Origin of the sequence: Streptomyces sp. LN549 (assembly GCF_043203805.1) — a bacterium.
Taxonomy (GTDB): Bacteria; Actinomycetota; Actinomycetes; order Streptomycetales; family Streptomycetaceae; genus Streptomyces.
Map to the genome: position 1 here is coordinate 7625375 of NZ_JAZHRI010000002.1, position 21843 is coordinate 7647217.

The following is a 21843-nucleotide window of genomic DNA, read 5'->3' on the forward strand; positions in this document are numbered from 1 at the left end:
GATGATGTCCGTCCTCTTCCTTTTGTGTGGGCAACGGGTCTCTGCGCGTGGGCAGCGGGCCGCTGGGTTCAGGAGGCCTGTTCCTGTTCGTTTTCCTGCGCGTCGAACAGTTCGATGAGCTGTTGCTTGACACCGGTGACCGTCGGCGCCTGGAAGAGCTGGCGAAGGCCGATACGGACTCCGGTCACCGCCTCGACGCGGTTGACGAGCTGAATGGCGAGGAGGGAATGCCCGCCGATGTCAAAGAAGCCGTCGTGGATTCCGACCTTCTCGAGTCCGAGCACCGCGGCCATGATCCCGGCGATCTCCGCCTCGATCTCGTCCCTGGGCTCCACGAACCCCGCCGCGATGTCACTTTCGTCGGGGGCCGGCAGCGCCGCGTGATCGACCTTGCCGTTCCGGTTGAGCGGGAGTTCCGGAAGGATCACGAACGAGGACGGCATCATGGCCCGGGGCAGCCGCTCGGCAGCCCACCCGCGCAGCGCTCCGGCGTCCGCCGTACCGCCCGGCACGGGTACGAAATAGGCCACAAGTCGCTTGTCGCCGGGGGCGTCCTCGCGGACGGCCACCGCACACACCCCGACTGTGTCGTGGGTCAGCAACACCGCCTCGATCTCGCCGAGTTCGACGCGCACACCGCGCAGCTTCACCTGCCGGTCGATGCGGCCCAGCAGGTCGAGTTCGCCGTCGGCGGTGAAGCGGCCGACATCTCCGGTGCGGTACATGCGGCCGCCGTTGAACGGGTCGGGTACGAAGCGTTCCGCGGTGAGCTCGGGCCGCTCGTGGTAGCCGCGCCCCACGCTGTCACCGCCGAGGTACACCTCGCCCAGCACCCCCGCCGGCACGGGGCGGCGGTCCGGGTCGAGGACGTACACCGTCTGGTTCACCATGGGCCGTCCCGCGAGGACCGGGCCCCCGGGGTCGGTGCGCGAGGCCCGCCAGTACGTGGTGTCGACGGAGACCTCCGTCGCGCCGTACAGGTTGACCAGGTCACCGGGGAAGCGTTCGAGGAAGCGGGACACCAGCGTCGGCTGGAGGGGCTCACCGCTCGCGAAGGCGTAGCGCAGGTGCGCGCAGTCATCGGGCAGTGCCTGCGACACGAACAGGTCCAGCAGGCTCGGGACGAAGTGCAGGCCGACCACGCGATGCGCCCGCATCAGCCGCGACACCTCGGTCATGTCCAGCCGATCGGAGCCGGGAACCAGCACGACCGTCGCGCCCTGCCACAGCGGCCAGAAGATCTCGTACGCCGACACGTCGAAGGACAGCGGGGTCGCCTGGAGGAAACCCTCGCCGGGGGTGAGCGGGAAGGCCTGCTGCATGCCGGCCAGGTAGTTCACCACGCCGCCGTGCTCGATGCGGACACCCTTCGGGCGGCCTGTCGAGCCGCTGGTGTAGATCAGGTAGGACAGGTCGCCGGGTCCGGCGACGGGGTCCGGAGCGGTGACCGGAAGGGAGTCCGGCAGGTCGGTAGCGCTGTCGACGGCCAGCAGGCCCAGGCCCTCGGGCAGCAGGCCGGCGTGAGCGGTGTCGGTGATGGCCAGCGGTGCACCGGAATCCTCCACCAGGTACGCCAGCCGCTCCGCCGGATGCTCCGGGTCGAGCGGTACGTACGCCGCGCCCGCCTTGAGGATGCCGAGCAGCGTCCACACCAGGGCGGGGGAGCGCTCCAGGCAGACGCCCACCGGCACGTCCGGCCCGATCCCCGGCTCGGCGCGCAGCCGGTGCGCCAACCGGTTGGCGTGTTCGTCGAGTTCGCGGTAGGTCAGCTGGTCGCTGCCGCACACGACGGCGATGTCGTCCGGGGCGAGAGCCGCGCGAGCCTCGAACAGCTCGTGCAGGGTGGCCGCAGCCGGGACCGGAGCCTCGGTCGCGTTCCACTCGGTGATGATCCGGTGGCGCTCGTCGGCGCCCAGCATCTCCAGTTCGGACAGCACGGTGTGCGGGTGCGCCGTGGCCGCGTCCAGCAGGTTGGTGAAGTGGTTCACGAGCCGTCGTGCGGTGGCCTCGGTGAACAGGTCGCCGGCGTAGACGACGGCGCCGTTCAGTGTGCCGTCGGCTGCCTCGGCGAGGTACATCGACAGGTCGAACTTCGCTTCACGGACCGGGGACTCGATGGGTTCCGCCGTCAGGCCGGGCAGACTCCAGGCGTCCGCGCCGGGCGTGTTCTGGAGCGCGAAGAGAGTCTGGAACAGCGGATTCCGGGACAGGTCACGGTCGGGTGCCAGCTCTTCGACGAGGCGCTCGAAGGGCAGGTCCTGGTGGTCGTACGCGCCCAGTGCCGTGTCCTTGACGCGCGCCAGCAGATCGGTGAACGCCGGATCGCCGGAGAGGTCGGTGCGCAGGACGAGCGTGTTGACGAAGAAGCCGATCAGGTCTTCGGTCTCGGTCCGGTTCCGGCCGGCGATGGGGGTACCCACCGCGACGTCCCGTTGTCCGCTGTAACGCGCCAGCAGGAGTTGGAACACCGACAACAGGGTCATGAACATGCTCGCGCCGCCTTCGGCGGCCACCGCCCTGGCACGTGCGGCGACGTCGGCGGGAACCGAGAACCGGACGACTTCGCCCTTGCCGGTGCGCTGCGCCGGCCGTGCGTGGTCCGTCGGCAGCTCCAGCGGCTCAAGGCCCGCCAAACGGCTCCGCCAGTAGTCGAGTTGCTGTTCCAGCGGTGCGCCGGTCAGCCAGGCTCGCTGCCACAGCGCGTAGTCGGCGTACTGCACCGGCAGCGGTGCGGGCACCGGCCCCTTCTCCAGGGCCGCCGCGTAAAGTGCGGACAGCTCACGTACCAGCACGCCCACGGACCAGCCGTCGAAGGCGATGTGGTGCACGGTGATCGCCAGTACCGATTCCTCGTCGCCGAGGCGCACCAGTTCCGCGCGCAGCAGGGGGCCGGTGGTGAGGTCCACCGGGCGCAACGCGTCCTCGGCAAGGACCGCCGCACAGGCATCTTCCCGGGCCGGGGCGTCGGCGACGGCACGCAGATCCCGCACCAGGACCGTCACCGCTAGCTCCGGGGAGATCGACTGGACCGGGGAGCCCGCCTCGTCCGTGCCGAACCGGGTGCGCAGGATCTCGTGGCGGGCGACCAGCGCGGTGAAAGCGGTGTTGAGTGCGTCCACGTCGAGCAGGCCGTGGACGCGGTAGGCGAAGGGAAGCAGGTACTCGGCCCTGCCCGGCTCCAACTGGTCGAGGAACCAGAGGCGTTGCTGGGCGAAGCTCAGTGGAATCGGGTCACCGTCGCGCCGCACGGCGCTGATGCGGGAGATCCCGACATCGTCGAGGTCCGCCACTGCCGCAGCCAGCAGCGCCGGGGTGGGTGCGCTGAACAGAGTCCTCACAGGGACATCGACGCCCAGCTGCCGGCGCAGCCGCGACACGACCTGCGTCGCCAGCAACGAGTGGCCGCCCAGCGCGAAGAAGTCGTCGTCGACGCCGACGGTGTCAATGCCGAGAACCTGTGCCCAGACCTCGGTGACCGTCCGCTCAGTCGCGGTGCGCGGAGCCGTGTACGCGGCGCCCAGCTCGGGCCGGTCGGAGGCGGGTGCGGGCAGCGCGCGGCGGTCCGTCTTGCCGTTCGGCGTGAGCGGGATCCGGTCCAGGGGGACGAACGCCGCGGGCACCATGTAGTCCGGCAGGTCGCGCTGGAGGTGGGCACGCAGCGTGCCCGTCTCGACGGGCGGGTTCGCGACGACGTACGCCACCAGCCTCGGGTCGCCCGGTACGTCCTCGCGCAGCAGGACGGTGGCGAGGGTGACCGACGGGTGGGTGAGCAGCGCTGCCTCGATCTCACCGAGCTCGATGCGGTAGCCGCGCAGCTTGACCTGGTTGTCGCCTCTGCCGACGAACTCCAGATGCCCGTCCGGGTGCCACTTCGCAAGGTCGCCGGTGCGGTACACGCGCCGTGGCGTGCCGTCCACGTCGACCACCGTGAACTTCTCGGCGGTCAGTTCCGGCCTGCCCAGATACCCGCGGGCCAGGCCGGGGCAACTGATCCACATCTCACCCGGGACGCCTACCGGGACGGGCCGGCCGTGGCGGTCCACCACGAACACCTTCGCGTTGGCGACCGGGCGCCCGATCGGCACGTGGTCGCCCGGCCCGGTGATCCGTGCCGTCGCCGCCTCCTGTGCCGCCTCGGTCGGCCCGTAGCCGTTCACGAGCGGTACCGAGGTGTGACGGAACCACTGGCGTACCTGCTCCCGCGGGAGCGCCTCACCGCCGAGCCGCACCAGACGCAGGTGCGGGCCGACGGCGTCCGGCCCGTCGAGCTGGGCGGCCAGCGCGCCGAACGCCGACGGGGTCAGCCAGGCGACCGTCACCTCGTTGGTGCGCAGCGCCTGCCCCAGCATCCCCGGATCCCACGCGTCGTCGCGCAGCACCAGGGAGGCGCCCGAGACGAGCGGCGCGAACAACTGCCCCACCGAGGAGTCGAAGGAGATCGACGCGAACTGCAGGACCCTGTCCTCGCAGGTGAGGTCCAGCTGCCGCCGGGTCTCCCGCATACGTGCCCGCAGGGCGCCGTGGGTGATCTGGACGCCCTTCGGCCGGCCCGTCGAACCGCTCGTGTAGATCACGTACGCCAGGTCATCGGGCCCCGGCTCCGGCGCGGAGCCGTCACGGGGGCGGGTGGGAAGATCCGACGGCCAGGTGTCCTCCAGCAGCAGGAGCGGCGTATCCGCGGGCAGCCGCCCGGCGTGCGAGGACTGGGTGACGATCAGCGGGGCCCCGCTGTCCCCGACCATGTAGGCGAGCCGCTCGGTCGGATACGTCGGGTCCAACGGCACATACGCGGCACCTGACTTGAGGATGCCGAGCAGTGCGCTCACCATGTCGGTGCCCCGGTCCACGCAGAGGGCGACCAGGGTCCCGGGACCCGCTCCGCGCTCACGCAACAGGGTGGCGATCCACTCGGCCCGCTCGTCCAGCTCCCGATAGGTCAGGTGATCCGAGCCGCAGCTGAGGGCACGGGAGTTCGGTCGCTCGGCTGCCCGGTCCTCGAACAGACGATGCACGGTGACGGCGTCGGGGGCGTCGGTGTCCGCTCCGTTCCAAGTGGTGAGGATTTCCCGCCGCTCCGCAGGCGTCAGCATCTCCAGGTCGGACAGCCGGGCAGTGGGAGAGTGAGCAGCCGCACCGAGCAGGGTTTCGAAGTGTCCGGCGAGCCGGGCCATCGTGGCTTCGTCGAAGAGGTCGGTGGAGTAGACGATGGTGCCGTCCAGGCCGCCGTCGGCAGCCTCCGTCGCGTAGAAGGAGAAGTCGAACTTGGATTCCTGTGCGGCCAGGTCCAGTTGGCGGATGCTGAGGCCGGGCAACTCCCAGGAGCGGCTGTCGGGAGTGTTCTGGAGGACGAACATGGTCTGGAACAACGGGTTCCGCGACAGGTCCCGCTGCGGCGCCAGTTCCTCCACCAACCGCTCGAAGGGCAGGTCCTGGTGGTCGTAGGCGCCGAGTGCGGTGTCTTTGACGCGGTCGATGAGCTCGGTGAACGTCGGGTCGCCGGACAGGTCGGTCCGCATGACCAGTGTATTGAGGAAGAAGCCGACCATGTCCTCGATCTCGGCACGGTTGCGGCCGGCGATCGGGGTGCCCACCGCGATGTCCTCCTGGCCGCTGTAGCGCGACAGCACGACCTGGAACACGGCGAGCAGCGTCATGAACAGGCTCGCACGCGTGTCGTGCGCCAGCCTGCGGGCCCCGTCGGCGGTCGCGGCGGGGATGCTGAAGGTGAGCATCGCCCCGTTGCCGCTGCGCAGCGCCGGGCGTCTGCGGTCGGTGGGGAGCTCCAGCGGTTCGACGCCCGCCAACTGTGCACGCCAGTACTCCAGCTGGTCGGACAGCACCTCACCGGTGAGCCATGCACGCTGCCAGACCGCGAAGTCCGCGTACTGCAGCGGCGGTTCGGGCAAACCTGCGGGTACGCCCGTGACCCGCGCGGTGTACAGCGTGGTGAGCTCCCGCGAAAGTACCCCCACCGACCATCCGTCGAAAGCGACATGATGAACCGTCAGGGACAGCAGGTGATCCTCTTCGTTCAGCCGGATAAGCAAGGCGCGGATCATCGGCCCGGTGGCGAGGTCCATCGGTCGGAAGCCCTCGGTGCCCACGAGCGCGAGGGCGGCCTCTTCCCTGGCACTGCCGTCCGTGACGGACCGCAGGTCGTGTACAGCCATCGGCAGGGTGCGGGGCTCGTCGACGATCTGCCCGGGGGTACCGTCCTCGTCGGTGACGAAACGGGTCCGGAGCACCTCGTGCCGCGCGACCAGCTCGGACAGCGACGCCTCCAGCGCCGGCACGTCCAGCGGACCGCTGATGCGCAGCCCCATGGGAATGAGGTACTCGGCACGGCCCGGCTCCAGTTGATCCAGGAACCAGAGGCGGCGCTGCGCAAACGACAGGGGCAGAGGCCGCCCATCCCGGGCGGCCGAAGGGATCGCGGCGGTGTCGTCGGAGGCGGACGATGAAGCCAGGGCATCCGTGCCATCGGCCAGGCCCTCGTCGCCCCCGTCCAGAGACTCGAACAGTCGGCGGGTCCGTTGCATGGCCTCTTCGGCGAGGAACGAAGCCACGGCCCGTACGGTCAAGGGCCCCGATACCAAAGGCGCCTGGAAGTCGGAGCCGAATTCCTCCGCCACCCGGCGGGACATCTCCGCCGACCGCTCTCCGGTGCCGCCCAGTAGGAAGAAGTCGGACTCCGCCGTCACCACCTCGGTGCCGAGGACGGACCGCCACACGTCGGCTATCCGGGCCTCGGCCGGCGAGAACGGCTCACGCCCCGCTTCCCGGCCGGGTGCCGGCGCCGGGGGCACCATCGGATTCGTAGTCATGCGTCCACCAGTTCCTCGTCGTCGACCCGTAACGGAAGGCCCTCGGATGCTCAGCCGAGTTCGATGCTCGCAGAGCGATCTTGACGAGATAACTGGTTACTTCTGCCCGGAGGACATGGGCACTTCTGCCCGTACGACGCAGCTCCGGGTGCCCCGGAGCTGCACGGTGACCACGCTGTTTTCAGGCCGCGGCGTGGACCGAGGGCTCCTCGTGCGGCAAGGCCCTCGCCGCCGCGCTCGCCGGACCGGCCCCGGCCATGTCGTCCGCGGCGTCGATGGTGGAGGGTTCGGACACCGTCTGCTTGCGCATCCCGGACCATTCACGGCTCATGCCGGGAAGAGCAATGGCGACCAGATACAGCCCGCCCACGATCCACAGCGCTGTCGACGTGCCGGTCAGGGTCACCAGCCCCGCTCCCAGCAGCCCGCCGAACGGGATTCCCGCCCAGGTGACCGCCTGGGCAAGTGTCTTGACCCGGCCCAGCAGCGGGGTCGGGATCAGCTCGTACGTCACCGCGCCCACGATCGGGTTGACGAAGCCGGAGCCGAGGCCGCCCACTGCGAGCACCGTCAGCACCAGCCACAGCGGCGCACCCAGCGCCATCGCGGCGAACCGGGGCAGGCCGCCGAGGGCGAAGCCGATCAGGTAGACGGTGCGCCGCGGCAGTCGCTCGGCCACCCCGGCGGCCACCAGCGCGGCGATGATCGACGTCGCTGCGAAGACACTCACCACCAGGCCGATGGCTGCCGCGCCGTTGCCCGACTCCTTCGCCCACACCGGCAGCAGTACCGACATGAACGCCTGGTCCAGGAGGTTCGTCACCGCCAGCATGAGCACGATCGACCGCAACAGCTTCGCGTCTCGCAGGAAGGCGGCACCCTGGCGCAGTTGAGAGAGGTAGCCGCCGCTCTCCTCGACCGGGGTTTCGTGCGGCTCGGGCACCGGGTCGGTGAGCGTGGTCGAGACGATCAGCGCCGACACCGCGAACAGCGCGGCGGTGATCCACAGCGCGTACAGGCTGCCGAAGGCGGTGACGACCACGCCCGCGAGGGCCGGCCCGACGGTGGTTGCGGTCCGCTCGACAGCGGCCGAAAGACCGGTGCCCCGCTCGATGGGAACGCGAGCCGCGCGGGTGGCCGACGGTACGAATAGCCCCTTGGCGCCGTTGGCCGGCCCGTCGGCCACGCCGACGACCGCGAGCAGGGCCAGGAGCACTCCGAAGGGCAGGTTGCCTGTCAGGTAGAGCAGCGGGGCGGTGGCCATCGCGGCGGTGGACAGGAGGTCGCCCGCCACACTGATCCGCTTGGGGCCGATACGGTCGATGATCGGGCCGGCCAGTGCCTGCGAGATCACGTACGGCACTATCTGGCAGAAGGCCACCAGACCGGTCTTGCCGACACTGCCCGTGGTTGTCAGGACGAACCAGGGCAGGGCGATGGATAACACCCTGTTGGCGGAGAGCGCCGCCGCGTTGGCCGACAGCATGCCGACCAGACCGCGCAGGACCCTGGGGCCCGCCTCCGGCGCCGTTGCCCGTGCGCCGTTGTCCGCCGCCGTGCCGGCGGCTCTGTGCTGAGTGGCCATCGTTCTACTCCATGTCGCTGGGCTGGATGACTTGCCGGTCCTCGCTGGTCGGGAACAACTGGAACTGGAAGGAGACGCGTGCGGCGTCCTGCGGCAACTGCGCGTCGGCACCTGCTGCGGCGGACGTGCGCCGACGGAGCAGGGCGTGGATCTCCGCCGTCAGCTCCTTGGCGTCGGCCGGGGTGAGGGTGAGCGCGTAGTCACCGAAGTCCTGGGCGTCGCGCCACTGGGGAGTGAGTGCGGGGGTTGCCTCGATCGCAGCCGTCATGGCTCCGGACCAGACCCGGCCGAGGGCCTGGAGGTAGGCGATGCCGAGCCCTTCGCTGCCGTTCAGCACCTCGTTGTCGGGCGCGACGGTATTGGCATGCGCCGCTTGCCACCACCGCTCACGCCGCCCGCCCCGCGAGGGCGCCTCCGTGATGAAGCCGTACTCCGCGAGTTGGCGCAGGTGGTAGCTGGTCGCCCCGGTGTTCAGATTGAGCCGCCGAGCCACGGTGGTAGCCGTGGCCGGGCCCTCCGTCCGCAGGCTGGTGAGGATCTGGACCCGCAGTGGATGGGCGATGCCGCGCAGGTTACGGGCGGTCAGATGTACCTGTGAGGGCTGCTGCGGTAGTTCCATGAGGTTCAAGCTAGACCACAGAGAAGTCTGTGCATAGGAGTTGATGCACACAAGTGTGTGTAGTTTGGTGCCTCCGGTTGCGACGTGGCAGATCCCGGTGTCGCTCGTTTACCTCGTTGCCGAGATCGCTATCGCCGAAGGCGACCCGAGAGGTGCCTCGGCCAGGTGACGGGGTTCCCGTGGTGGGCGGTGCTGCTGCCAGCCCCGGCCGTGAGTATCGAAGTTGGCCCCGAAGCGTTCCAGTTGGCCAAGACGGCTGCAGAGGGCAGTCCTCTGCAGACGGAGGTATGCGGCAAGATGCGGCGCATGACCCTCTCATCGCGCTTCACCCTGCCGGGCCAGGTCCGAGCTGTGGCCGCGTTCGATCCCTCCGGGCCGTTGACTGTGACCGGCTACGGTGCGAATCCCATGGTGACCGTGATCACGAGGGTCGACCTCTCAGGCAAGGTGGCGTGGCAGCGGACCTATCCCGGGACGGGCAGGCCGCAATCCCGTTTGTCCATGGAGGGCACGCTGTGGGTCGCCTATCCGGACGGTGACGGCCGGCTGCTGGAAGGTGTTCTGCCGGACGGGTCTACTGGGCCCACCGCCCGTCCGGAGTGCCGACCCGATGAGGAGATGGGGGCGTTCGTTCTCCTCGACGACGGGTTTGTCATTTCATGGGTCAGTGCTTCCCGCCTAGTCCGTGGGGAACGAAGTCGGCCCATGTCTGTATCGGAGCCTCGCGTGGCCCGGTACACGACAGAGGGCGAGTGCCTCTGGTCCACGCCGATCGTGCTCGGTGCGGTGTCGTTCCCGGGTGCGGTGGAGATGGGTGACCGGACCGGATGGGAGGTCCGGCCGCGTAGACCTTGGATCCCGGAGGAGATCGGCGTCGACCACTGGGAACCGCTGCTCGTGTCGGCCGACCGAATCGCGGCCAGTTTCACGGACACGCGGGGCGGCATCGGGCGGACGTTCTTCCTCCACCTTGGCAGCGGCGAGATCGTGTCGGCCACTTCTCCCGCTCCCACGGGCCGAAAAGCGATAGCAGGTCCTGGTCAGTTCCTGATCGGATCCCAGGGCTACGGCGCGTTCACGACCAGCCGTTTTGGGCGCGACGGCACCGAAACCGGGCGCTGGGCCAGCCACGGGGCCATGCTCGTCGACAAGAACGGCAGCGCCAGCGGCCCCGAGCTCGAAAACATCCTGCCCTCGAGATCACGTTTCCGGATGCTCGCACCGGACAACACCCTCGTCGACGGGCCCGCGCTGACGGGCTACTACACGTCCGACCCCGCGATGGACTGCGAGGGAACCACGGTGTTCTGGCGCGACGGCAAACTGCTCGCCGTGGACAAGGACCTCGCCGGACACGAACTGTCCGCCATGGATGACAGCCGAGCCATCATCGGTCGTGCGCTACTGCTGAACGAAGGCTGCGTCGCCATCTCCCTGGACAACGAGGTCCTGGTCTTCCGTACACCGCTAGGCCCCCTGGCCGAAGGCCCCTGGCCGTGCGGTGAAGCGAACCTCCAGGGCAATCCCCTGCTGAGCTGAAACAGCCAACGTGACGTCGAAGGGACTGGCCAGCTTCCTGTACCCGGCCAGTTGCTGACGCTACACCTGGCAGCTGAGCGCGATAGTTGGCCGGTCAGAGCGTTGTCGTTCGCCTGCACATGCTGGAACCCGCCGGATCCCAGATGGTGAAGCGCGACCGCGTGGGTGGGGCCGTGGCGGCGTCGTCCTGCAGCGTGGCGAAACCTGCCGTGGACGCCGCGCGGGACATGGCGTTGTCGTACGCATGCGCGATCATGCCGTAGCCGTACCGAAGCGCACTGGGAGAGGCTTGATGGACATGGACTTGGTGAGAGACCTGGGCCGCCCGGACCGGCGCGTCGCTGCAGCGGACAAATTGGCTGCGGGCGGAGAGGCGGCGGCAGAGGCCATCGTGCGTGAGCTGACAGATGAGTCATCGCCTGTGGAATGGCGGGATGCCGCTCCCGTGCTCCGGCGGATCGGGGGCGCGGCGTTCGACTATCTGGTCCAAGGGCTCCTGGACGCGCCCACCGCGGAGATGCGAGACAGGGTCGGGTTCGTGTTCACACGGTTGGGCGCGAGGGCCCTCGACCGGTACACCACCGCGCTGTCGCACCCCTCGCCGATCATCCGCCGCCAGGCGGTGCTCGGGATCCAGCACTGCGAGGGGGCCGGCCTGGCGCTCCCCGCTCTGCTGCCCTTGCTCGGTGACTTCGATCGTGAGGTTGCCCAGCAGGCGCACGATGCCTTGATGATTCGTGGCAAGGAGTTCGAAGGGAACCTCGTACCGCTCCTCCAGCGGATCCGGCGGGAGGGCCCCGGCCGACAGCGTGCTCAGGCGCTGTCCGTACTCGCGGCGATCGGCGGTGAGACCGTGTTGCCTGCCAAGGACGTGGCCGCAGTCGAGCGGCTTATCCGCGTGAAACTCGCGGATGACCGGCCGGCGGCATTGTGGACATGCTGGAATTACTGGATCGCGGTGCCGAGCGGGGACCAGGTCGGGATCATCAGCACCTTGGGACTCACGGACTCAAGACCGGTGACCTTTGCGCTCGGCAACGACATCGTCGACTCCGACGGACACGACGCCGAGCCGGGTAGTCATGACGGCTTCACCAGGGTTTTCGTCACCCCTGAACTCGACGGCTGGACCTTCGTACTCGGCGCGTGGTGCGACCCCTGCGACGCGGAACGCAGCGAGGACGTCTTGAGGCTCTGCACTCTGCTCGGCTCACGCTACGGACGGGCCCAGGCGTACTACTACGGCGCCCAGGGCGATGGCTCCGCTTGGCTCGTCACCGAGCAAGGCAAGGTGATCCGACGCTACTGCGAGACCGGCGACGGCGAAGACGAACTGCTGACCCTGGGCGATCCCCTGCCGTTCGAGCGGACGCGCCGAGAGGAGCTTGGCCTCCAGCCCGTATGGGACCCCGCGCTGGAATCCGAGGACGATGCGGACGAATGGAAGTGGGCCGCGTTCGACCTCGCGCCCGAGATCGCCCAATCCCTTGGGGGTAGCCCGCTCAGCATCGGCCCGGAGACCTTCTCGCGTGGTGTTGGCGTCATCGCCCTGACCCCGTACGGGGTTGTCCACGGCGTGCCACCAGGCACGTACCGCATCTGAGGAAAACATCGAGGCCCGAACTGAGCCCGCCACCGTGATCAATCTGGACGACTTCACCACTCGCACCCGGCTTCCTCCTGGGGCGCGATAGTTGGCCCACGCCAACGCCGCATAGCGAGGGTCTTTGGAGATCACGATCGTCTACATCGTGCTGCACCCTGCCTGGCAGGTGGATTCGAGGCGTCCGGATCGCGCATGATCGAATCTCTGTGGATTCGAAAATGGGGCGGTGTGGTGTGGGGGACTGGCGGACCGATCCGACGTTCGCGATGTGCCGGGCTCTGGTGGACGGCGCCGATCCGGCCGCGTTCGCGGGAGGCCCGTTCGACGTCCGGGCTGTGGCGGCGGCTATCCGGCCCGAGACCAGCAACAGAGCTGTCCTCGACGACCTTCCGTGGGGGAACTTCCCTCATGGGGAGGAGGCCCGAGATGCCGTTCGGCAGCTGCTCACCGCAGACGGGACCGCACACAACTCGATGGCTGTGCTGATCGGCATGTGCGCCGACGACAGCCGGGCCGCCGCAGCTCTGGCCGTACCGTTCCTGATCCGGATCGCCACCGACCCCCACCATCCACACCGCGCTGACGCTCTTGGCGGTCTCGCCGCCCCGGCCCGCGCCCGTCACTTCGGAACTGCCTCCCGCGACGAACTCCTCCTCCACCGCTCCGGCCCTCTGCACGACGTTCTCGACGACTACGGCGTCGAGGTGACCGGCTACCCGGCGGGCTGGTCGGTGGCCGCAGCCAGGGCCGCGATCACCGCCGGAATCTCAGTGCTTCTGCCTCTCCTCAACGAGTCCGACCCTGCCATGCGTATCAGCGCCTCCTATGCTCTCGCCACCGCAGCCGACCCTGGCCGTACCGTCCGAAGCGCTTTCGCCACCCGGTTCGCCAAGGAGCAGGACCCCCTGGCCTCGGCCGCCCTGGTTCTCGCCACCGCAGAGACCACACGCGCCCACCCGCGCCGTCCGGACACTGCGAGAATCGGCAAGCTGTGGCAGAACCGGGCACAGCCTTCCGAAGTCCGCCTCGCCGCCGCGATCGGTTGGCTCTGCCTTACCGACGAACCCGCCCCCGACGCCCTACAGGCCACCGTCAGGGCTCTGGCCACCGAAGAGCGCGCCCGCGCCATGGACGTCCTGCCATGGATGACGGCCGCCGGATGCGGCGAACCGGGGCTACTACGCTGCGTCCGCCGCATGCTCCACCCGGAAGAGCCCGAACCATACGACGACCCTTGGGCCCCGCTGGCCTGAACGACGAGTGGCCGGCCCTCGACCATGGCACCCGCGCACCTGCCGGCATTCTGGGCATCGCAGTTGTCTGTCGGGGCCAACTATCGTGCTCAGTCACACGAGTTGTTGTGACTGAGCGCTGTACTTGGCCCTTGAGCGTTCTACGCGGCCCGCTGAGCGTTCTAAAGGTTGTTGCAGAACGCCTGGGATAGGGCATTCCTCTTGTATGGGCGAGGTGTTGCGGGCTGAGTAGTTGTGGGTGGAGACGTCTACTGGCTTGCGGATGGGCCGGTTCGAGAAGTTGGTGAGGGTAGTACGGGAGCGGGGCGGAAACGGTCCCGGTGGAGGGCGCCCGTGGTGCCTGCCACTGGCGGACCAGGTCCTCCTGGTGGCCGTCTACTACCGGACCAACCTCACGATGCGCCAGCTCGCCCCGCTGTTCGGCTGCTCCCCAGCCACCGTCTGCCGGGTCATCCATCGCCTGCGGCCGCTCCTCGCGATCGAGCCGGCGCCTCGGCCCGTCGCGGACGTCGAACGGTTGTGGATCGTGGACGGAACCCTCGTCCCGGTCCGCGACCGCAAGGTCGCCGCGTCCTCCCGCAACTATCGGTTCTCGGCGAACGTGCAGGTCATCATCGACGCGGACAGCCGCCTGGTGATCGCCTCAGCTCGACCCGTCCCCGGGAACAAGGCCGATGCCCACGCCTGGCGAGAATCGGACCTGCCCGCCATCGCGGCCGGGACAACGGTCATCGCAGACGGCGCCTACCTGGGCACCGGCTTGATCGTCCCGCACCGCAGAAGAGCCGGACGCCCACTTCTGCGCGGCCAGGAGGAGGACAACGCCGAACACCGGCGCGTCCGCGCCCGCGTCGAGCACACCTTCGCCCGCATGAAGAACTGGAAAATCCTCCGCGACTGCCGCCAGAAAGGAGACGGACTCCACCACGCCGTACAAGCCGTCGCCACGATGCACAACCTCGCCATGACAGGCTGAACCAGCAGGTCACACGCCATCCCGACCTGCCCACACCCACCCTTCTGCAACAACCTTTAGCTTGACTCTGTCGGGGATCTTGGATCTGTCGAGGTCAGGCGCCCAGGGTTCGCCAAGATTTCGGGCGGGATATTTCGCGCTGGTCGAGGTAGTGCTGGAAGGCGGTCGGTCGGCGAGGCGTGAGGGTTTCCTCGTTCGGTGGCAGTCCGCTGAGGCGCTCGATGTTGACGGCGATGGCCGTCAGAACATGCTGGATGTGGGCCTTTCCCTCTCCTCGATAGCGGCAGTTCCGCATGCCGTGTCCGTGGGCGAACTCGTTGACCGTGCCCTCCACTCCCGAGCGGACCGCATAGCGGGTCTTCCACTCGGGCGTCTGCTGCTCGGCGCGGACCCGAAGCTGCACGTCGCGAAGTTCTCGCGGGGGAAAGCCCACGGTTCGGGCACTGTCCGCGGTGGATGTGCACTGGGAGCGGGCCGGGCAGGGCCGGCACTGACTCTTGGTGAACCGGGCCACGATCAGCGGGGCCGCGGTGGGTGACGAGGTCGGGTAGGGGCCGTGCCAGCCCTGGCTGACCTGGCCCTGGGGGCAGGTGACCTGTTGGCCGTCGTAGTCGATGTGGAAGTCGTCCCGTGCGAAGCCCTCGCTCTGCCGGTGTTGGCGGGTCGGGTTGCTCCGCAGCGGTCCGGAGACGGTGACCTGGTGTTCACGGGTGGCTTGTGCCAGGTGGGGCAGGGACGTGTAGCCGGCATCGACCAGGTGCTCGGCGGGCAGCAGCCCGCGCCGCGCCAGGCGGGTGTGGATGCCGGGCAGGACCTGACTGTCGTGGGTGGTGGCCGCGGTGGTGGCCACGTCCGTGATCACGTTGGGGCCGTCGGGAGCGCACGTCTCGGTCAGGTGAGCGGTGAACCCCTTCCAACTGATGATGTGTCCGTGCCGTGCATAGCGGGCCGAGGTGTCGTAGGGCGAGACGATGGCCCGGGACGAGGGCGGCAGTCCGGGCCCGTCTTCCTTCTCGGCGGTGCGCCAGCGCAGGTGTCCTGCGGGGTCGCGGTGGTAGTTCTGCACCATGATCTGGCGCAGGACCTGGACGCGCGGGCCGAAGGTGCGGTCCGCTCCGTGCTGATAGAGGTGTTCCAGGAGCCGGGCGGCGTCGTTTCCGGTGGCGAGGATTCTGGTCTTGGGCTTGGTGGGGTTCTTGCCCAGGCGGACCGGTCGGCCGTAGCGGCGTCCCCAGTCCTCGTCGACCAGCTCGTCGAGCAGGTGAGGGGAGGTGCCGGCGACTTCTTCCAGTGCGGCGCGGACCGCCTCGGTGATCAGCTCCAGGCGGGTCAGGTCCCGTACCGCGGCCAGGACGTGTGTGGAGTCGGTACGTTGTCTGGTGCGCTCGCGCACCAGTCCGGCCTCCTTGAGGCGGGCCAGCGCGAGGTCGAGGAGGCGGTCAGCACGATCGTCTTCGGCGAGACGGTCGCGGAAATCGGTCAGCACGCTGTGGTGGAAGCCGGGGTCGTCCAGCTCCATGGCCATCGCGTACTTGAAGTCGATGCGGCAGCGGACCGCCTCGGCGGCCTGCCGGTCCGAGAGGCCGAGCAGGAACTGCAGTACGCAGACGGTGGCCAGTTGAGCGGGCGAGAGCCCCGGGCGCCCGTCACGTGGGTACCAGTCGGCGAAGTCCTCGTCGCACCAAAGCCCGTCCAGCCGGTCGCGTACCCATATCGCCGTCGTGCCACCCGGGTTGCTCGCCCGCGCGATCTGCGCGCTTAGAGAAGGGACTTGCTCACCGGAACGCGGGCGCAGGGACAACGGGCACCTCGACAGCTGTATCGGTCGGCGGAACTACTCGAGCATGCCCGCTGGTCATGCTGCCCCACCGGAAAACTCCAAGATCCCCGACAGAGTCAAGCACAGTACCTGTTTCTGATCCCCGGATTTGAGTAGCCTTGGGTTCTACGCTGGCGTGGTGTCCAAGGGCACCGGGCGGGCCGGGGAGAGAAACTGTCGGGCTTGTGGCGAACGGCTGAGGCCGGGTGCCCGGCCTGACGCTCTGTTCCTCAGCTTGTCGTGCCAGGCAGTACGGGATGGCGCTCAGCTCGCTGCCCTTCCTACCACCCAGGCACCGAAGTAGCGAGCGGCTGGACGGCTTGGCTACGAGTACCCAGTAGTACTGGGATTGGTGTGGGCTGTCCGATCCGGGCCGTAGTGTGGGTGCCCTGGCCGAGATCTGGGAGGGACGGGCATGGAGGCAGCCACTGCACGGTTTATTGAGGAGTCCACGGCTCTGCCGCCGCCGGCGCTCGCCGCGCTGTACGAGGAGTCCCTCGACCGCTGGAGCCGGGGCGGCCGCGATGCCAGCCGTGCGACCAGGGTCTCCGCGTCGGAGAACTCCGCGATCGAACGTGCCGTCCGCACCGCTCTCCTCCGCCGCACCCACGAACTGGACGCCTTCCGCGCGGAACTCTGCTTCGACATCGAACCCGCCTGCTCGATCGCCGCGTGCGCTGTCTGCAAGCGTACGAAACTGACGGAGGAGCAGTACAGGGTGCTGCTGGACCCGTTCGCGGCGGCAGGGGTCACGGTCCCAGAGTGGTGAGCTTGTTCTATATCTACCAGGATCTGCCAGGTCTACCGATGGCTTTGAGGATCTCGGGGCGTTTGACGGTTTTGCCGACGTCGTAGCGGGGTGCCCGGTAGCCAGCCCGGAATGGGCGTTGACCCCGAATCCTGAACACGGGTTATGCGGCTGGTGCCAGCGTAGTTGGTCCCCGCGGAAGACTTGCCCCGGCCGCCCGGACCCAGCTCCGCAGGGTCTCCGGATTGATCCCCAGATCAGCGGCGACCGACCTGATCCTCGCTTCAGGCCGCGACTCGTACAGCGCGACCGCGTCCGCCTTGAACTCCGGCGGGTAGTTCTTCATGACCACGAGATGTCCGTTCTCAGATCCGCAGGATCCAGTGTCTCGTGTGTCCAACATCAGGGGTCAAGGCCCCTTCACCCGCCACCTGAGCGTCACGCCCGCGCGTTACGCGGCCTTGCACCATCGTGGGGCATCGCCGGAACGCACGGCGTCATCCGCGGACAGGCCCGAAAGTGCGGTGGGTTCCCGGTGAAAGCACTCCGGCTGCCCTGCGGACGGCCGAGGAGTCGCTGACCGCCCCGACCCCCTCGTCGGCTGACCGCGGAGAGCGTGGAGCGGATGACGGCTCAGGTGGCCGGCGGCGCCGACGAGGACGGCGCCGGAACCGACGGTGGCGGCGCGGAGGGCGGACGCGCCGCCGGTGCTGGGGAAGATCAAGGAAGCGCCGGGCAACGTGAGCCTGGAGACGATGCTCACCGAGATCGGCAAGCTCCTGTCAGTGCGGGCGTGTGGTCTGCCGCCGGATCTGTTCATCGCCGTCGCGCCGAAGGTCGTAGCCGGCCGGCGGGCACGGGCCGCGGTGGAATCGGGCCGCGGAGCCCGTGCGCTCGGGGCGCCTTCGCTCGGGAGCCCACAGCGCAGGCGGCGGACCACTCCTCCGCAACCCTGTTTGCACGGCTGAACGAGTGCGCCGCCGCCCATCAGGCGCTGACCAGCAGGACCGTTCGGGAGTACGGCATCAGCCTGCCTGCCTACGACATGCTCGCCGTCCCCCGCGAAGTGGGAGCGCCCCAGCGTCGGGCGATGGGCGAGGTGGCGGCAGCCGGCACGGCCCGCGCCGGTGGTCTCACTCAGCACGCGGACCGTTCGGCAGGCCAGGCGTGCTGCCCGACCGGTCCCGAGGCGAGTCTCAGCCCGGGGCTCCAGCCCGGTCAGCCGGCCCGGACCCGATGCCGAGGCTTGGCCGAATGCCCCAGGTGTTGCCACGTTGAGCCGCACCCACGCCGTCACGGATCGAGCCCGCGCGATCAAGGGATCACCGGACGGGCCGCCATCATTCTCACGTGCGAACGACCTCGTACGGGAACCCCGCCGTGCACATGGCGGCGACTGCCATCCTGGCGGTAAGGCGCGTACATGCGGGACCTGCCTTACCGACCGTGGACCACGAGGTTCAAAGGCCGTCGAGAAACGACTGGGGCGGACGCGGCTTTCGGCGGGGGTAGGGGCGTTTCGCCCGAAGATCAACGAATTTTTGCACATACTCAATGTTTCCGGAAAGTGACTACAACAGGCAGTCTTGATCTGAGGGCTGTCCGAGTGCATGATTCCTGCACCGAACGGCTGACTGACAGGTCTGCCGAAATGGGTTCCATTCTCGCACTACGGAGCTAATTATGCGTTTCGTGATGCAGTATCTGCGAATGGATGTTCTCCCTCGGTTCAGCTGAATTCACCATTTCAGTCCGGGCCCAGGACTCCGCGCGCCCGGAGAATAGGAGATGTCATGCCCATGGAAAACGCCACGAAGCTCGAGACCGCTGCGACCGCCGAGCCGACGGACAAGGCGACCACGGACTTCACCCTGAGTGCGTCCGAGAACGAGCTCCTCGAGGAGTTCGGCGTCCTGCTCGCCGCCGAGTACAACTACGTCGCCGCTATCTGACAGGCGCCTAGCCAGGCCCTGACAGTGATCGACCGGTGAGACCTGTCCCGCCGTCACCTGACGGCGGGACAGACACCCGCCGCTTCCTTCCGAAATGAGTACCCATGGCCACAGCTTCAGAAGCCGACACCTCGGCGCCACACCCGCACCCGCTGCGTACCAAAGCGTTTCTTCTGATGTGGGTGGCGCTCACCGTCTCGGTCCTCGGCGACCAGTTCTACCGCGTGGCACTGACGCTGACGGTGGCCGATCGTGGCCCGTTCGGGCTGGCCGCGTTGGGAATGGCGCTCGCCGTGCCCATCGCGGTGGTGGGACTGGTGGCGGGGGTGTTCATCGACCGCCACGACCGGCTGAGGCTGCTGGTGCGCACCGATGTCGTGCGTGCCGTCATCGTTGCCGTGCTGGCCTTCCTGCTTCTGACCGGCCACCGCTCATTCCCCGCGCTGATCGCCCTCGCCGTGCTGTTGTCCTTCGTCAGCGTGGTGTTCACCCCGGCCCTCCAGGCGTTGCTGCCGAGTCTGTCGAAGGGGGACCAGCGTCGGCTCATCTCCATGGACGCTTGGATCCTCGGAGCGGTGAGCACGACCGGCGTGGTGGGGCCGGCTCTTGCCGGGGTGTTGCTGCAGGTCGCCAGCGCCGGTGCGCTGATGGTGGTGGATGCGATCACGTTCGCGTTCTCCGCGGTGCTGATCCTTCTGGCCGGCCGCGAGATGCCTGACCGAGAGCGTCCGCCATCAGGGCTGCCTGCCCGGGGCAAGTTCGAGGCGGTCGGTGAAGGGCTTCGCTTCCTGATGAAGCATCCCGTTCTGGGACCCTGTTTCCGGACCTTCCCTCTGATGGACTTCGCCCTGAACTCCGTCCCGTTCGTCCTGCCACTCGTCCTGGCGGCAACCAGCGACGCGGGCACCGAGAAGTACGGGCTCATGCTCGGCGCGCTGGCAGTCGGCCGGGTCGCAGGCATGGCGCTGTTGAACAGGACGTCTCTGAAGGATCACCGGGGTGCCGTCCTGCGCTACAACTTCCTCGTCCAGGGTGCCGGGGTGTTGCTGGTCGCTGCGGCCGGCGAAAGCCTGGCCGGTCTGCCCTGCCTGGTGCTCGTCGGACTGCCGGCAGGTGCCGCCCAGGTGGCCATGGCCTCGTACATCCAGCTGGAGGTCGCACCCCAGATGCGGGGAAGGGTGTTCGCGGCCCTGACCTCCGTGGTGAGCTGGCTCGCCCCCTTCGGCCCGCTGGTCTTCGTCACGGTCGCCGGTCTCACGACGCCGGCAGTGGCCATGGCGGCCATCGGGATTCTTCTCGCCGCAGGAGGTGCGCGACTCTATCTCTGCCGCCCCCTCCGGCTCGTGCTGTGACCGTTTGAATTCAGGAGAAGGCATGGTTGAGGAAGACGTCGATGTCGTCGTCATAGGCGGCGGACCCGCCGGATCCGCATACGCGGCGATTACTGCCCGCGCGGGATTGTCTGTACGTATTGTCGAAGGGAAAGAATTCCCCAGGCATCACATCGGGGAGTCACTGCTCGCCATGTCGATTCCACTCCTGGAGGAAATAGGAGTCGCCCCTCTGCTTGCCGCAGAGGGATTCCTTCCGAAAACGGGCGCCGTATTCGTATGGGGCAGGGATCACAAGCGCATAGACCTCGGATTCCCCGAGCCGGGACTCGCGTACCAGGTGCGAAGGGCCCGGTTCGATCAGATCCTCCTGGACCATGCCGCCGTCTCCGGTGCCCGGGTCAGCCACGGTCAGTGGGTCAGGGGACTGCTGCGGGATACGGCCGGGAGGGTCTGCGGAGTCGTGAGCGAGGGGGAGGACGGGCCCGTCACCCACCGCGCCCGGCTGGTCGTCGACGCGAGCGGCCTGTTCCAGTTCCTCCCGAAGAGGCTCGGACTCACCGTCGACGTCAGTGGCCCCAGGAGGGTCGCGATCTCGGGCTACTACGAGCACGCCGCGCGGGTCCAGGGCGAGCAGGCCAACAACGTCATCAGTGAGGCCACCCGGGACGGCTGGCTCTGGTTCATCCCCCTCGACGAGCACGTCACCAGCGTGGGATTCGTCGGGGACGAGACCGATCTGAGCGAGAAGCCTCATACGGTGCTCGCCGAACAGATCGCGACGAGCACACTCGTCGCCTCGCTCCTCGAAGGAAGCACCCCCCAGGGAAACGCCCGGCTGCTGCGCTACACCAACCACATCGTGGCCGACCCCCTGTGGCACGACGGATGCGTTCTCGTCGGTGACACCGCCTTCTTCGTCGACCCGCTGTTCTCCACCGGCGTCCATGGCGCGCTGCACAGCGGGGTCTCCGCCGCAGCGGCAACGATCGGGCTTCTCTGCGACGGCATCGCCGAGGCCGACGCAGCCGACTGGTACGACTCCGGCATCCGCAAGCACTACCGGCGGGTCCAGACCATGGTGCGGCTCCTCTACGGCGTCAACGGCGGCACCAGCCGCTTCTGGACCGAGCGTGACCTTTCGGCGATGGACCCCGCCGAGGCACAGCGCATCTTCAACGACCTGGGCGACATCAGCATCCCGCTCTTCCAGGGATGGCAACGCGACGGTGCGCTCCCCATGCCCGCTGCCCTCGCCGCGCTGCTCGACGACGCACGGCCGAGCCCCACCACGAAGGCCCGCCTGGACGCCGACACCATCGCTCTCTCCCGGGGCGTCTCGGTGCGCCCGGTACTCAGCCGCCACGGAGGGCGGCTGGCCTCCGCCCTCGGTGTCTTCGGTGAGGGGTCCGACCATGCGGCGGTGGTGGTACGCGCCGACTCACCTGCCGTCGCCCTCGTGCGTGCACTCGACCGGGGACGTACGCCCCGGAGCCTCTGGCAGGACGACCGGCGACTGGAGTCCCTCGTATCGCTGCTGCACAGCAGTGGACTCATCGATGCCGAACGGGTGCGGGCGGGGGTGGTCTGA

The 21843-nt window shown here is 68.5% G+C and carries 14 protein-coding genes; 8 read left to right on the top strand and 6 right to left on the bottom strand.

What is annotated here, in order from left to right:
- Positions 1-68: 68 nt before the first annotated feature.
- The 3 genes from SH922_RS33980 to SH922_RS33990 form a co-directional block, all read right to left on the bottom strand.
- Entirely contained in the window at positions 69-6824 is a 6756-nt protein-coding gene (locus SH922_RS33980; RefSeq protein WP_393062392.1) for an amino acid adenylation domain-containing protein, read from the bottom strand.
- 181 nt (positions 6825-7005) lie between these two features.
- A complete protein-coding gene (locus SH922_RS33985; protein WP_393062393.1) occupies positions 7006-8409 on the bottom strand; it encodes an MFS transporter in 1404 nt (467 codons plus the stop codon).
- Positions 8410-8413: 4 nt separating this feature from the next.
- On the bottom strand, positions 8414-9028 hold the full coding sequence (locus SH922_RS33990) for a winged helix-turn-helix domain-containing protein (protein ID WP_327173297.1): 615 nt from the start codon (positions 9026-9028) through the stop codon (positions 8414-8416).
- 165 nt (positions 9029-9193) lie between these two features.
- Between SH922_RS33990 and SH922_RS33995 the strand changes: the two genes are divergently transcribed.
- Entirely contained in the window at positions 9194-10567 is a 1374-nt protein-coding gene (locus SH922_RS33995) for a hypothetical protein (RefSeq protein ID WP_393062394.1), read from the top strand.
- Positions 10568-10661: 94 nt separating this feature from the next.
- Here SH922_RS33995 and SH922_RS34000 read toward each other — a convergent pair whose 3' ends face one another.
- Positions 10662-10823, bottom strand: coding sequence for a hypothetical protein (locus tag SH922_RS34000; RefSeq protein WP_393062395.1), 162 nt, complete (start codon positions 10821-10823; stop codon positions 10662-10664).
- Between the two features lie 36 nt (positions 10824-10859).
- Here SH922_RS34000 and SH922_RS34005 point away from each other — a divergent pair, with 36 nt between their 5' ends.
- The 3 genes from SH922_RS34005 (at position 10860) to SH922_RS34015 (ending at position 14402) form a co-directional block, all read left to right on the top strand.
- Complete coding sequence (locus tag SH922_RS34005) at positions 10860-12170, top strand: hypothetical protein (RefSeq protein ID WP_393062396.1); 1311 nt, start codon at positions 10860-10862, stop codon at positions 12168-12170.
- 236 nt (positions 12171-12406) lie between these two features.
- Positions 12407-13426 (top strand): hypothetical protein, encoded by a 1020-nt coding sequence (locus SH922_RS34010; RefSeq protein WP_393062397.1) that lies wholly within the window; start codon positions 12407-12409, stop codon positions 13424-13426.
- Between the two features lie 262 nt (positions 13427-13688).
- The gene (locus tag SH922_RS34015; RefSeq protein ID WP_393063761.1) at positions 13689-14402 is read left to right on the top strand and encodes a transposase; all 714 of its coding nucleotides are present in this window, start codon (positions 13689-13691) and stop codon (positions 14400-14402) included.
- 94 nt (positions 14403-14496) lie between these two features.
- On the opposite strand, the gene SH922_RS34020 is transcribed toward SH922_RS34015, so the two are convergent.
- On the bottom strand, positions 14497-16203 hold the full coding sequence (locus SH922_RS34020) for an IS1182 family transposase (protein ID WP_393062398.1): 1707 nt from the start codon (positions 16201-16203) through the stop codon (positions 14497-14499).
- Between the two features lie 433 nt (positions 16204-16636).
- Between SH922_RS34020 and SH922_RS34025 the strand changes: the two genes are divergently transcribed.
- Positions 16637-16990: a hypothetical protein gene (locus SH922_RS34025; protein WP_393062399.1), complete on the top strand. Its 354-nt coding sequence runs from the start codon at positions 16637-16639 to the stop codon at positions 16988-16990.
- A 142-nt stretch (positions 16991-17132) separates the two neighbouring features.
- On the opposite strand, the gene SH922_RS34030 is transcribed toward SH922_RS34025, so the two are convergent.
- A complete protein-coding gene (locus SH922_RS34030) occupies positions 17133-17372 on the bottom strand; it encodes a transposase (protein ID WP_393062400.1) in 240 nt (79 codons plus the stop codon).
- Positions 17373-18762: 1390 nt separating this feature from the next.
- On the opposite strand from SH922_RS34030, the gene SH922_RS34035 reads away from it, so the two are divergent.
- The 3 genes from SH922_RS34035 (at position 18763) to SH922_RS34045 (ending at position 21843) form a co-directional block, all read left to right on the top strand.
- Positions 18763-18921 (top strand): hypothetical protein, encoded by a 159-nt coding sequence (locus SH922_RS34035; RefSeq protein WP_393062401.1) that lies wholly within the window; start codon positions 18763-18765, stop codon positions 18919-18921.
- Positions 18922-19025: 104 nt separating this feature from the next.
- A complete protein-coding gene (locus SH922_RS34040; protein ID WP_393062402.1) occupies positions 19026-20273 on the top strand; it encodes an MFS transporter in 1248 nt (415 codons plus the stop codon).
- A 22-nt stretch (positions 20274-20295) separates the two neighbouring features.
- A complete protein-coding gene (locus SH922_RS34045; RefSeq protein ID WP_393062403.1) occupies positions 20296-21843 on the top strand; it encodes an NAD(P)/FAD-dependent oxidoreductase in 1548 nt (515 codons plus the stop codon).